Origin of the sequence: Pseudomonas sp. Pdm06 (genome assembly GCF_014851795.1) — a bacterium.
Lineage (GTDB): Bacteria > Pseudomonadota > Gammaproteobacteria > Pseudomonadales > Pseudomonadaceae > Aquipseudomonas > Aquipseudomonas fluorescens_AA.
The window spans coordinates 175499-188273 of the sequence record NZ_JACVAH010000008.1; the positions used below are offsets into that span (position 1 = coordinate 175499).

Annotated in this window: 14 protein-coding genes; all 14 read left to right on the forward strand. The window is 61.6% G+C overall.

Going from position 1 to position 12775, the window contains the following annotated elements; genetic code table 11:
* Nucleotides 1-64: 64 nt before the first annotated feature.
* The 14 genes from fabF to IB266_RS15275 all read left to right on the forward strand — a co-directional run bounded on the left by fabF (nt 65) and on the right by IB266_RS15275 (nt 12614).
* Nucleotides 65-1309, forward strand: coding sequence for a beta-ketoacyl-ACP synthase II (gene fabF, locus IB266_RS15210; RefSeq protein WP_092255817.1), 1245 nt, complete (start codon nt 65-67; stop codon nt 1307-1309).
* Nucleotides 1309-2124, forward strand: coding sequence for an aminodeoxychorismate lyase (gene pabC, locus IB266_RS15215; protein ID WP_192261667.1), 816 nt, complete (start codon nt 1309-1311; stop codon nt 2122-2124). The genes fabF and pabC overlap by 1 nt, the downstream gene beginning before the upstream one ends.
* Before the next feature lie 3 nt (nt 2125-2127).
* On the forward strand, nt 2128-3288 hold the full coding sequence (mltG, locus tag IB266_RS15220; protein WP_192261668.1) for an endolytic transglycosylase MltG: 1161 nt from the start codon (nt 2128-2130) through the stop codon (nt 3286-3288).
* A 20-nt stretch (nt 3289-3308) separates the two neighbouring features.
* A complete protein-coding gene (tmk, locus tag IB266_RS15225) occupies nt 3309-3941 on the forward strand; it encodes a dTMP kinase (RefSeq protein ID WP_092328468.1) in 633 nt (210 codons plus the stop codon).
* Nucleotides 3934-4920: a DNA polymerase III subunit delta' gene (locus tag IB266_RS15230; RefSeq protein WP_192261669.1), complete on the forward strand. Its 987-nt coding sequence runs from the start codon at nt 3934-3936 to the stop codon at nt 4918-4920. The genes tmk and IB266_RS15230 overlap by 8 nt, the downstream gene beginning before the upstream one ends.
* Before the next feature lie 49 nt (nt 4921-4969).
* Nucleotides 4970-5326, forward strand: a complete 357-nt coding sequence (locus tag IB266_RS15235) for a PilZ domain-containing protein (protein WP_060741236.1) — start codon at nt 4970-4972, stop codon at nt 5324-5326.
* A gap of 11 nt (nt 5327-5337) precedes the next feature.
* Complete coding sequence (locus tag IB266_RS15240) at nt 5338-6132, forward strand: TatD family hydrolase (RefSeq protein WP_060741237.1); 795 nt, start codon at nt 5338-5340, stop codon at nt 6130-6132.
* Nucleotides 6133-6516: 384 nt separating this feature from the next.
* Entirely contained in the window at nt 6517-7155 is a 639-nt protein-coding gene (locus IB266_RS15245; RefSeq protein WP_060741238.1) for a TetR/AcrR family transcriptional regulator, read from the forward strand.
* Between the two features lie 156 nt (nt 7156-7311).
* The gene (locus tag IB266_RS15250) at nt 7312-8280 is read left to right on the forward strand and encodes a GTP 3',8-cyclase MoaA (RefSeq protein ID WP_060741239.1); all 969 of its coding nucleotides are present in this window, start codon (nt 7312-7314) and stop codon (nt 8278-8280) included.
* Nucleotides 8281-8466: 186 nt separating this feature from the next.
* The gene (locus IB266_RS15255) at nt 8467-9072 is read left to right on the forward strand and encodes a DUF4823 domain-containing protein (RefSeq protein ID WP_060741240.1); all 606 of its coding nucleotides are present in this window, start codon (nt 8467-8469) and stop codon (nt 9070-9072) included.
* A 15-nt stretch (nt 9073-9087) separates the two neighbouring features.
* Nucleotides 9088-9648, forward strand: coding sequence for a DUF1285 domain-containing protein (locus tag IB266_RS15260; RefSeq protein WP_192261670.1), 561 nt, complete (start codon nt 9088-9090; stop codon nt 9646-9648).
* Nucleotides 9649-9940: 292 nt separating this feature from the next.
* Entirely contained in the window at nt 9941-10687 is a 747-nt protein-coding gene (locus IB266_RS15265; protein WP_060741242.1) for a FadR/GntR family transcriptional regulator, read from the forward strand.
* The gene (locus IB266_RS15270; RefSeq protein WP_192261671.1) at nt 10684-11580 is read left to right on the forward strand and encodes an SMP-30/gluconolactonase/LRE family protein; all 897 of its coding nucleotides are present in this window, start codon (nt 10684-10686) and stop codon (nt 11578-11580) included. The genes IB266_RS15265 and IB266_RS15270 overlap by 4 nt, the downstream gene beginning before the upstream one ends.
* A gap of 215 nt (nt 11581-11795) precedes the next feature.
* Nucleotides 11796-12614, forward strand: coding sequence for an SDR family oxidoreductase (locus IB266_RS15275; protein WP_060741244.1), 819 nt, complete (start codon nt 11796-11798; stop codon nt 12612-12614).
* Nucleotides 12615-12775 lie beyond the last annotated feature (161 nt).

Below are 12775 nucleotides of genomic sequence, written 5' to 3' on the forward strand. Positions count from 1 at the left end.
GTCACGGCGTGCGGTTTTTTCTTTAGGCCTGATGCAAAGTCGTCATTAGAAAAAGGAGAGTGCTGTGTCGCGTAGACGCGTCGTAGTCACCGGTATGGGTATGTTGTCGCCACTGGGCACGGATGTGCCGAGCAGTTGGCAGGGCATTCTGGCTGGCCGCAGTGGCATTGGTCTGATCGAACACACCGACCTTTCTGCCTATTCCACCCGTTTTGGCGGCTCGGTAAAGGGCTTCAATGTCGAGGAATACCTGTCGGTCAAGGAAGCCCGCAAGCTCGACCTGTTCATTCAGTACGGCCTGGCAGCCGGTTTCCAGGCCGTGCGTAACGCTGGCCTGGAAGTCACCGACGCCAACCGTGAACGCATCGGCGTGGCCATGGGGTCGGGTATTGGCGGCTTGACCAATATCGAAGAAACCAGCCGCACGCTGCACGATTCGGGACCGCGACGGATTTCTCCGTTCTTCGTGCCGGGCTCGATCATCAACATGATTTCCGGTTTCCTGTCCATCCACCTGGGTGCCCAGGGACCCAACTACGCCATCGCCACGGCGTGCACCACCGGTACCCACTGCATCGGCATGGCCGCGCGCAACATCATGTACGACGAAGCCGACGTGATGATCGCCGGTGGCGCTGAAATGGCCGCTTGCGGTCTTGGCATGGGCGGTTTCGGCGCGTCCCGTGCGCTGTCGACCCGCAACGACGAGCCCGCCCGCGCGAGCCGGCCATGGGACAAGGGCCGTGATGGCTTCGTACTGTCCGACGGTGCCGGTGCGCTGGTGCTCGAGGAGCTGGAACACGCCAAGGCGCGCGGCGCGACCATCTACGCCGAACTGATCGGCTTCGGCACCAGTGGCGACGCGTATCACATGACCTCGCCACCGGCCGATGGCGCCGGTGCGGCCCGTTGCATCGCCAATGCCTTGCGTGACGCGAAAATCAACGGCGAGCAGGTGCAGTACATCAACGCCCACGGTACTTCGACCCCGGCCGGCGACCTGGCCGAAGCCCAGGCGATCAAGACCGTGTTCGGCGAGCACGCCTACAAGCTGGCGGTCAGTTCGACCAAGTCCATGACCGGTCACCTGCTGGGTGCGGCTGGAGCGGTGGAAGCGATCTTCAGCGTACTGGCGATCAACAGCCAGACGGCGCCGCCGACCATCAACCTCGATGAGCCGGACGACGGCTGCGACCTGGACTTCGTGCCGCACACTGCCCGCGGCATGGACATCGATGTGGTGCTGTCCAACTCCTTCGGCTTTGGCGGGACCAACGGTTCGCTGGTGTTCCGCCGGTTCGCCGGTTGATGGAAAGCTGGGTCGACGGTCAGCCAGCCGACGTCCTGTCGCTGAAAGATCGCGGCCTGGCTTACGGGGATGGGGTGTTCGAGACCATCGCCGTGCGCGGTGGCAACCTGCTGTTGCTGGAGCGTCACCTGCAGCGCCTGGAAGCAGGTTGCCAGCGGTTGGCGCTCAACGTCGACATGAGCGCGTTGAGCGCAGAGCTGGACGCCTACGCCCGCGGCCTGGGTGACGGCGTGGTGAAGTTGATCGTGACCCGTGGCGACAGCCTGCGCGGTTATGCCGCTGATCCCTCGACGCCGGCCAGGCGCATCCTGCAAGGCAGTCCGCCGGCCGCCTATCCCGCCGTCCATGGCGACCAAGGCATTCTTCTGTTTCCCTGCACCGTGCGTTTGTCCGAGCAGCCCTTGCTCGCCGGGCTCAAGCACCTCAATCGCCTGGAACAAGTGCTGGCACGTGCCGAATGGCGCGATGCGCAGTACGCTGAAGGCTTGATGCTGGACGCGTCCGGACGGGTGATCGAAGGTGTGTTCAGCAACCTGTTCCTGGTGCGCGATGGCGTCTTGTTCTCGGCGGACCTGAGCCGTTGTGGTGTGGCCGGCGTGATGCGCGCCGAATTATTGTTTCAAGCCAAGTCCCAAGGCATCGTCACGCAAATCACCGACATCAGCCTCGAACAACTGCACCAGGCCGATGAAGTCTTCGTCTGTAATAGCGTTTATGGCGTGTGGCCGGTGCGCGGATGCGGTTCGGCGCGCTGGTCGGTTGGCCCGCTCACCCGTAAACTGCAGACCCTTGCCCGTGCGCTATTGGATGTTTGATTCGTGAGACGTAAATTCTTGCTGCTGCTGGAGACCGGACTGGTCCTGGCAGGGCTGTTGTTGGGTGCTTCGGCCTGGAAGATTCATTCGGCGCTGCAACAGCCGCTGAACATCACCCAGGAAGAATTGCTGGACGTGCCCAACGGGACCACCCCGACCGGAACCCTCAAGCGCCTCGAAGCCGATGGCTTGATCAAGGACGCTTTCTGGCTGCGGATCTATTGGCGCTTCAATCTCGCCGACCAGCCGTTGCACTCCGGCGAGTACCGTATGGTGCCAGGCATGACCATGGAAGGCCTGATCGCCGTCTGGAAGCGCGGCGAAGTGGTGCAGTACAGTGTGACGCTGGTGGAGGGCTGGAATTTCCGCCAGGTGCGCGCTGCACTGGCCAAGGATGAAAAGCTCCAGCAGACCCTCACCGACCTGAGCGACAGCCAGGTCATGGACCGTCTCGGTCATTCGGGCGTATTTCCCGAAGGCCGGTTCTTCCCGGACACCTATCGCTTCGTGCGTGGTACCTCGGATGTCGACCTGCTGAAGAAAGCCTACGACCGCTTGGAAGACGTGCTCGCCAAAGAGTGGGCACAGCGTTCCGCCGATGTGCCTTACACCTTGCCGTACCAGGCGCTGATCATGGCGTCCCTGGTGGAGAAGGAAACCGGCGTGCCCCAGGAACGCGGGCAGATTGCCGGCGTCTTCGTACGGCGCATGCGCTTGGGCATGCTGCTGCAGACCGATCCCACGGTGATCTACGGCCTGGGCGAGCGTTACACGGGTAAACTCACCCGCGCCCATTTGAAAGAAGAAAACCCCTATAACACCTACCTGATCCCGGGCTTGCCGCCGACGCCGATCGCGATGGTGGGACGCGAAGCGATTCACGCCGCGTTGAACCCTGCGCCGGGCAACAGCCTTTACTTTGTCGCGCGTGGCGATGGCAGCCACGTGTTTTCCGATGACCTGGAGTCGCACAACAACGCCGTGCGCGAGTTCCAGCTCAAGCGCCGTGCCGACTACCGCTCCAGCCCGGCCCCGGCAACGCCGGGCGAGCAGGCGCCGATTCCGGCGGCATCGCCCGATACGGCCCCCGAAGCGGTGCCCCAGGTGCCGCCACAGGTACCGGCCCCCGAACCGGACGCCAGCGAGCCCCCGAGCCCGCAATGACTTTGATTAAGGATCGCCCCGTGACTGGCTTGTTTATAACGCTGGAAGGCCCGGAAGGCGCCGGCAAGAGCACTAACCGCGAATACCTGGCCGGACGCCTGCGGGCCGCCGGCATCGAGGTGGTATTGACCCGTGAGCCGGGCGGCACGCCGCTGGCCGAGCGCATTCGCGAGGTTCTGCTGGCCCCCCTTGAAGAGGTCATGAACCCTGACACTGAGCTGCTGCTGGTGTTCGCTGCCCGGGCACAGCATCTGGCCGAGGTGATTCGCCCGGCGCTGGCCCGTGGCGCCGTGGTGCTCTGCGATCGTTTTACCGATTCGACCTACGCCTACCAGGGCGGCGGCCGGGGCTTGTCCGTGGAGCGCATCGCCGCGCTGGAAACCTTCGTCCAGGGTGACCTGCGACCAGACCTTACCCTGGTGTTCGACCTGCCGGTGGAAATTGGCCTGGCCCGCGCCAGCGCCCGTGGCCGGCTGGATCGTTTCGAGCTCGAGGGCCAGGATTTCTTCAATGCCGTGCGCAACGCCTTCCTGGGGCGCGCGAAGGCCGATCCGGCGCGTTACCTGCTGATCGATGCCGCGCAGCCGCTGACCCAGGTCCAGCAATCCCTGGATGGCTTGCTGCCACGTTTGCTGGAGCGTGTCCGTGGCTGAAGCCTATCCCTGGCAAGACGGTCTCTGGCAGCAACTGGCCGGTCGTGCCCAACACGCCCACGCCTATCTGCTGCACGGCCCGGTCGGCATCGGTAAGCGGGCACTGGCCGAACGCCTGATGGCCAGCCTGCTGTGCCTGCGTCCGGGTGCTTCGAACGCCTGTGGTGAATGCAAGTCCTGCCTGCTGCTCAAGGCCGGCAGCCATCCTGACAATTACGTGCTGGAACCGGAAGAGGCGGACAAGGCGATCAAGGTCGACCAGGTCCGGGACCTGGTCAGCTTCGTGGTTCAGACCTCGCAGATGGGCGGACGCAAAGTGGTGCTGATCGAGCCGGTCGAGTCGATGAACATCAACGCTGCCAACGCCTTGCTCAAGAGCCTCGAAGAACCCTCCGGCGATACCGTGCTGCTGCTGGTCAGCCACCAGCCGAGTCGCTTGTTGCCGACCATCAAGAGTCGCTGCGTGCAACAGGCCTGTCCGTTGCCGAGCGAAGCGATGAGCTTGCAATGGCTGGCCCAGGCCTTGCCTGAGAACACCGATGAAGAACGTATCGAGTTGCTGACCCTCGCGGCCGGCTCGCCCCTGGCGGCTGTCAGCCTTCAGGCCCAAGGCGTGCGTGAGCAGCGGGCCCTGGTGGTGGATGGGGTGAAGAAACTGCTCAAGCAGCAGCAATCCCCCACGCAATTGGCCGAGGGTTGGAACGCCATCCCGCTACTCCTGCTGTTTGACTGGTTCTGCGACTGGTCGAGCCTGATCCTGCGTTACCAGTTGACCGAAGATGAGGCGGGCCTGGGGCTGGCGGACATGCGCAAGGTGATCCAGTACCTGGCGCAAAAAAGCAGCCAGGATAAAATCTTGAACATCCAGGACTGGATTCTTGCCCAACGGCAGAAGGTGCTGAGCAAGGCGAACCTCAATCGGGTGCTGTTGCTCGAGGCGCTGCTGGTGCAGTGGGCGAGTTTGCCTGGTCGAAACTGACAGACACGGCCCAGCTACTAAACTCAGCTCAACCGCAGCGGAGATCAGCATGAACGAACCTGTCAGTCCCGGCCCACGCAACGGCATCCTGTCCCTGACCATCAAGGACAAGTCAGTGCTTTACGCCGCCTACATGCCCTTCATCAAGAACGGCGGCCTGTTCATTCCGACCAACAAGCATTATCGCTTGGGCGACGAAGTGTTCATGCTCTTGAGCCTGATGGACGAGGCGGAGAAAATTCCGGTCGCCGGCAAGGTGATCTGGCTGACCCCCAAGGGCGCCCAGGGCAATCGGGCCGCCGGCGTAGGCGTGCAGTTCAACGACGGCGACAATTCGGCCCGCAATCAGATCGAAACCCACTTGGCCGGCTCCCTGAAGTCCGACCGTCCCACCCATACGATGTAGCCTGGCCTTTTATGCTTGTAGACTCCCATTGTCACCTTGACCGTCTCGACCTCGCTGCCCATGGCGGTTCCCTGGATGCTGCGCTGGACGCGGCCCGTGAACGGGGTGTGGGGCACTTCCTGTGCATCGGTGTCAGCGCCGACAACGCCGCCGACGTCAAGGCCTTGGCCGAGCGGTATGCCGATGTCGACTGTTCAGTCGGTATCCACCCACTGGATGTCCAGCCCGACGCCGCGCCGGCGCTCGATTGGCTGTTGCGTGAGCTCGATCATCCGCGGGTGGTCGCCATTGGCGAAACCGGCCTGGACTATCACTACGAGCCAGAAGCCGCCGACGTGCAGCAAGCCTCGTTCCGGCTGCACCTGGAGGCCGCCCGGCAGACCGGCAAGCCGGTGATCATCCACACCCGTGGCGCCCGGGCCGACACCCTGGCCCTGCTGCGTGACGCCGCGCTGCCCCAGGCCGGTGTGCTGCATTGCTTCACCGAAGACTGGGACATGGCCAAGGCGGCCCTGGACATGGGCTATTACATTTCCTTGTCCGGGATTGTCACGTTCCGCAATGCCGATGCCTTGCGCGACGTTGCGAGCAAAGTGCCGGCTGATCGGCTGTTGGTGGAAACCGACTCGCCTTACCTGGCGCCGATTCCGTATCGCGGCAAGCCGAACCTTCCGCAATACGTACGGGAAGTGGCGGAATTTCTGGCGATGTTGCGCGGTGAGTCCTACGAACGGTTTGCCGAGCAGACGACGGAGAACTTTAAGCAATTGTTTCCGCTGGCTCACGTCCGTTCGGTGGATGCCTGAATTTCATGCAAAAAAAACCCGGGTTCTGGGGGGTGAATCCGGGTTAAGACCATTAGGAGTAAAACAAAGGCACGCGGTCCGTTGGTACCTTTATCAGCGCGTCACTTGGGGGAGATGTCGCGCCGACAGTTCAAGTATTGATCAGTATGCCAACGCGTCCAGTCGGGCCGGGGCGGTTTTTAAACAAATTTGGAATACGCTCGCTTCGGATAAGTTCTCACTGTCGGCAAAGCTCGCCAGTGCGGCGCATTGGCCCGGGAAACGGCGAGCCGGGTGTGTACGGTTTTATGAAGAACAGTGGCCGAGAACGGATGATCCGTGCATTTTTGCGTAAGTTAGGCATAATACCCGGCTTCGAATTTTGACCCTTCAGACCTTTTTCTTATGCACAAAGAACCCCGTAAGGTCCGTGAGTTTCGCCGCCGCGAGCAGGAAATTCTCGACACCGCGCTCAAGTTGTTCCTCGACCAGGGTGAAGACAGTGTCACCGTCGAGATGATTGCGGATGCCGTGGGTATCGGCAAAGGCACGATTTATAAACATTTCAAATCCAAGGCGGAGATCTACCTGCGCCTGATGCTCGACTACGAGCGCGATTTGAACGAGCTGTTGCATTCGGCCGATGTGGACAAGGACAAGGAGGCCCTGTCCCGGGCCTACTTCGAGTTCCGCATGCGCGACCCGCAGCGCTACCGCTTGTTCGACCGTCTGGAAGAGAAGGTGGTCAAGGGCAACCAGGTGCCGGAGATGGTCGAGGAACTGCACAAGATCCGCGCCTCGAACTTCGAACGCCTGACCCTGCTGATCAAGGGCCGGATCAGCGAGGGCAAGCTCGAGGACGTGCCGCCTTATTTCCACTATTGCGCTGCCTGGGCGTTGGTGCATGGCGCGGTGGCGCTGTATCACTCGCCGTTCTGGAGCAACGTGCTGGAAGACCAGGAAGGTTTCTTCCAGTTCCTGATGGACATCGGCGTGCGCATGGGCAACAAGCGCAAGCGCGACACCGACGTCCCGAGCAACTGACTGGCCGCAAGGCAACAAGACATTCAGCTGCCTTATTGCGCCATGTCCGCTTACATGGCGCAGTGCCCCAGTAATATACTCAGGCTTGGGTCTTGCGAAATCTTGATTTTCAGGTCAATTATCGCGAGTCCGATTTTTCTTGTGCCGGAGTGATCCATGATCGTTGACCGTCAAGGCAGGCGTTTCCGTAATTTGCGGATCAGCCTGACCTCAGCCTGCAATTACGCCTGTACCTATTGCGTGCCTGATGGCAAGCGGTTGGTGGCTGCGCAGGATGAATTGTCGGCCGATGCCATGGCACGCGGCGTGGCCTATTTGATCGAGGCCGCCGGTATCGAGCGGCTGCGCATCACGGGCGGCGAGCCGCTGGTCAGCCCCAAGCTCGAGCGTTTCATGACGGCTGTAGGGCAGATGGGCCTGGAAGACATCAGCCTGACCACCAATGGCCAGTTGCTGGCGAAAAAACTGCCCTTGCTGGTGGACGCCGGTATTCGTCGCATCAACGTTTCCCTCGACACCCTGGACCCCGTTGCGTTTCGCAGCATCGCCCGTGGCGGCGACCTGGCGACCGTGCTCGACGGCATGGAACAGGCTCGGGCCGCCGGGTTGAAGATCAAGGTCAACATGGTGCCGTTGCGCGGACAGAACCTGGACCAAGTGATGCCGTTGCTCGAATACTGCCTGGAACGTGGTTATGAGTTGCGTTTCATCGAGTTGATGCGCATGGGCCACCTGGCCAGCGATTCCAACGCCTTCCTGCAGCAGTTCGTCAGCCTCCAGCAACTGCTCAGCCTGATCGGCGACCAGTACGAATACCTGCAAGCCGATGCGCCGGTGGATGCCACGGCGGTGCGCTATGAAATCCCGGGGCTGGGGCATTTCGGCGTGATCGCCAATGAAAGCGTGCCTTTCTGCCGGACCTGCTCGCGCCTGCGGCTGTCCTCTACGGGGTGGTTGCATGGCTGCCTGTCCTCCAGTAACCGTCACTTTGTCGGCGATCTTCTGGACAAGCCGCGTCACCAGGCGTTGCCCGCTCTTCAGCGATTGCTGGTCAAAGCCTTGGGAGATAAGCAGGAAGTGGCGTTCTCCGGCGGCGCAACCATCATGAAGATCATCGGCGGCTGATCTATTGCTATCGCGGGCAAGCCTTGCTCCCACAAGTACGATGCTTACCATGTGGGAGCAAGGCTTGCCCGCGATAGCAATTTCCCATTCCCCTGGGCACATCTGACCCCATCTCGATGAGCTGGCGCAAAAGCTGCATCCCACGACCATTCGCCGGTTTTCCGACACCGGTTTCTGGAGGGTAGGATGCGTAGCCTGGTTTTGCTGCTGGCCGTTTTGGTGCTTGGCGGTTGCATGAATGTCAGCGACATGGGAGAGGGCGTTCGTTATCACATGAGCGACGCCGGCCTGCTGGACCATAGCGACAGCCGTCGTGTGAACAACCTGCGTATTCAGCCTGACTCGTTCATCTACATCGCCCAGGGCGCCTTCGCTCCGCCGGGCAGTGCCTATCCGCGTCCCAACGTGGTGGCCGAAGAAGCCTTCAATGGTTTCATCGAATATTTCCCCATGGTCCGTCGCGCCCGTGTTCCCGAAGGCCTCGACCAGGCCATGGGCGAAGCCCGTTCCGCCGGTGCCCATTACCTGTTGTACACCCGCTTCGCCAAGGCCGATAACCGCATCGGCAACACCGACGAATGGCAGGATGAAGAGGCCGTGGATCGCCTCGGTGTCGATACCAGCGTGATTCAAATCATGTTGATCGAGACCAGTACCCAGTATTTGATTGATACTGCACGGATCAAGAGTCGTGGCGGTTTACTGACGTTGCACGACAAACAGCCCCAGGACCTCATCGCCACGCCGTTGCGTGAGTATGCCCGCAGCCTGCTGGGGATGAGCGACGAGTAATCACAAGGAGTCACCATGAGCGGACCGCAAAAAGCCAATGACTTGCTGGGGCAGATCCCCAAGACCAAAGGCCTGCCGCCGGTCCACTTGTGGAACCCGGATTTCTGCGGCGACATCGACATGCGCATCGCCCGGGACGGTACCTGGTACTACTTGGGCACGCCCATCGGGCGAAAACCGATGGTCAAGCTGTTCTCCACCATCATGCGCCGCGACGGCGATGATTACTTCCTGATTACCCCTGTGGAAAAAGTCGGCATCAAGGTCGATGACGCGCCGTTCGTGGCCGTGACCCTCGAAGTTGAAGGGCAGGGGGAAGGGCAGTTGTTGCGCTTCACCACCAATGTCGAGGAAACCACTGAGGCTGGCGCCGAGCACCCGTTGCGGGTGGTGATCGATCCCCAGACCCAGGAACCGGCGCCGTATGTGCATGTGCGCAGCAATCTCGAAGCGCTGGTCCATCGCAATGTGTTCTACCAACTGGTGGAGCTGGCGGTCAGTCGCGAGATCGACGGGCAGCGCTGGTTGGGCGTGTGGAGTAGTGGCGTGTTCTTCCCGATAGGCCTGGAACCCTGAGCCCTTGTGGGAGCGATGGTTGATCCAACATCTGTGTTAGCTGGACGTCCGCTATCGCGAGCAAGCTCGCTCCCACAGGGAATTTGGGGGGCCTGCAATATTTGTGTACGCCACCAGACCCTGTGGGAGCGAGCTTGCTCGCGAAGGCGTCGGCACATCCAGCATCTTCTTGACTGACCCACCGCTATCGCGAGCCAGCCCGCTCCCACAGTGGCCAAGTGAAATTCAAATTGACACCCAATCATATGATGATTAGCGTGGGCCTCCAATAAGAGTGGCCCGCGGGGTTTTCATGTCCAGCAGTTTTCATGCGTCGACCGTCGATTGGCTGGGGGGCTGGATAGCCGCCGGCCAGGTCAAGCCTGGGCAAACCATCAAGGTCGAAGCGGACCTGGGCGAGCAACTGGGCGTCAGTCGCACGGTGATTCGCGAGGCGATCAAGACCCTGGTGGCCAAAGGGATGCTGGAAGTCGGGCCGAAAGTCGGCACGCGGGTGTTGCCGGTGCGCCGCTGGAACCTGTTCGACCCCCAAGTGGTGGGCTGGCTGTCACGCAGCGGCCTGCCGGAAAACTTCGTCGATGACTTGCTGGACCTGCGCCGTACCATCGAGCCGATGGCGGTGCGCTGGGCCTGCGAGCGGGCCACCGCCGACCAGGTGCAGGCGATCCGCCTGGCCTACCATGCGCTGGAACGGGCGGTGGACAGCGGCGCCGATTACAACCGCGCGGACCAGTTTTTCCACGAGTGCATTCTGGCCGCCAGCCATAATCAATTCATCGAACAAATGGTCCCGGCCCTGGGGGCGCTGCTGGCGGTGTCATTCGAGGTGTCGGCGGCCGACCCGGATGAACTGCGCCGCACCTTGCCCATCCACAAGGACATCGCCGACGCCATCGCCGCCCGTGACGCGGCGCGGGGCGTCTGGGCCTGCATGACCCTGATCGATAACGCCGACCTGGCGATCAAACGCTTTTACCCCAATGTCATGGCGGGTCGAACAGACGCCGCCGGGCAAGTCGGGAACGGGAGGTTTCAATGAAGTGGACGGCTGTGACGGAACACCGGGCGAAATTGGGCGAAGGGCCGTTCTGGGATGCGCCGACCCAAGCCTTGTATTGGGTCGATATCGCCGGCAAGCAGGCCCTGCGGCTGATCGGCGCCAATGTGGAGATCTGGCAGATGCCCGAGCATGTCTCCGCTTTTATACCGACCCAAAGTGGCGACGCGCTGGTGACCCTGAGCAGTGGCGTCTACCGCCTCGATCTTGATTCGCCGGGCCTGGAACCGCGCCTGACATTGCTGTGCATGGCCGACCCCCAGCCAGGCAATCGCGCCAACGAGGCCCGTTGCGACCCCCAGGGTCAACTCTGGCTCGGCACGATGCAGAACAACATCGGTGCCGAAGGCGAGGACTTGCCGATCGAGCACCGGTCCGGCGGCCTGTTTCGCGTCGGGAGCGATGGCCGGGTCCTGCCCTTGTTGCGCGGGCTGGGCATCCCGAACACCCTGCTCTGGAGCCCCGATGGCACCACGGTGTATTTCGGCGACAGCCTGGATGGCACGGTGTATCGGCACTTTATTTACCCGGAAGGCAACCTGGCGCCTGCCGAGGTCTGGTTCGGTCCGCACCCGCGTGGCGGCCCGGATGGCTCGGCGATGGATGCCCGAGGGCATATCTGGAACGCCCGCTGGGACGGCAGTTGCCTGTTGCGGCTGACCCCGGACGGGCAGGTTGATCGGGTGATCGAATTGCCCGTCAGCCGCCCGACCAGTTGTGTATTCGGCGGTGAAGACCTCAAGACGTTGTACATCACCAGCGCGGCGAGCCCATTGGGTCATCCGCTGGACGGTGCCGTGCTGTCGATGCGTGTCGACGTGCCTGGCGTGGCCTGTACAAGGTTTGCCGGCTTAATCCCAGAATATGGGATGTAAATATATATATTGAGATTTTTTGGCGACCGGGTTTATAGTCGGCTCCATCGGCAATACGCACTCACACTAAAAAAACAAAACAGGTGAAGTGATGCAACGATCTTTCCCCGTACGCCCCGGCGGCGTACGCCGGCCGCTGTTCTTTCAAGCGCCTTCGCGCCGGTCATCCGTGGATGCCCGGTTTTTGTCGTGCCTGGGCACAGGAGCCTTGAGCCATGGCTGAGCCCTTGGTCTTGCCACCCGTGCCGGAGCCACCCAAGGGTGAACGCCTGAAGGACAAGGTGGTGCTGTTGACCGGTGCCGCCCAAGGCATTGGCGAAGCCATCGTCGCGGCATTCGCTTCGCAACAGGCCCGGCTGGTGATCAGTGATATCCAGGCGCAGAAAGTCGAGGCGGTGGCCGCCCATTGGCGTGAACGCGGCGCCGATGTGCACGCACTGCAGGCCGATGTTTCGAAGCAGCAGGACTTGCAGGCCATGGCCCGTCGTGCCGTCGAGCTGCACGGCCGCATCGATGTGTTGGTCAACTGCGCGGGCGTCAATGTCTTCCGTGACCCGCTGGAAATGACCGAAGAGGACTGGCGCCGCTGCTTCGCCATCGACCTGGATGGCGCCTGGTACGGTTGCAAGGCGGTGCTGCCACAGATGATCGAGCAGGGCGTGGGCAGCATCATCAATATTGCCTCTGTCCATTCGTCCCACATCATTCCCGGCTGTTTCCCTTACCCGGTGGCCAAGCACGGCCTGCTGGGCCTGACCCGCGCCCTGGGCATCGAATACGCGCCCAAAGGGGTACGCGTCAACGCCATCGCCCCGGGTTACATCGAAACCCAACTGAACGTCGACTACTGGAACGGCTTTGCCGATCCCCATGCCGAACGCCAGCGTGCGCTGGATCTGCACCCGCCACGGCGCGTCGGGCAACCGATCGAAGTGGCAATGACGGCCGTGTTCCTGGCCAGTGATGAAGCACCGTTTATCAATGCCTCATGCATCACCATCGATGGAGGACGTTCGGTCATGTACCACGACTGAATATTCCTGGATTGCGGTGGGAAACTTCGCCTGTAATCCAATCATCATACGATATGACTATTTAGGCCTATGCTGTGTAGCAACTTGATGTAACCGCCCAGCCTGCGCACTTCCACCGTCGGTGGAGCAGACCCTGGACGTTTGGCTTTCAATAAAAAAAA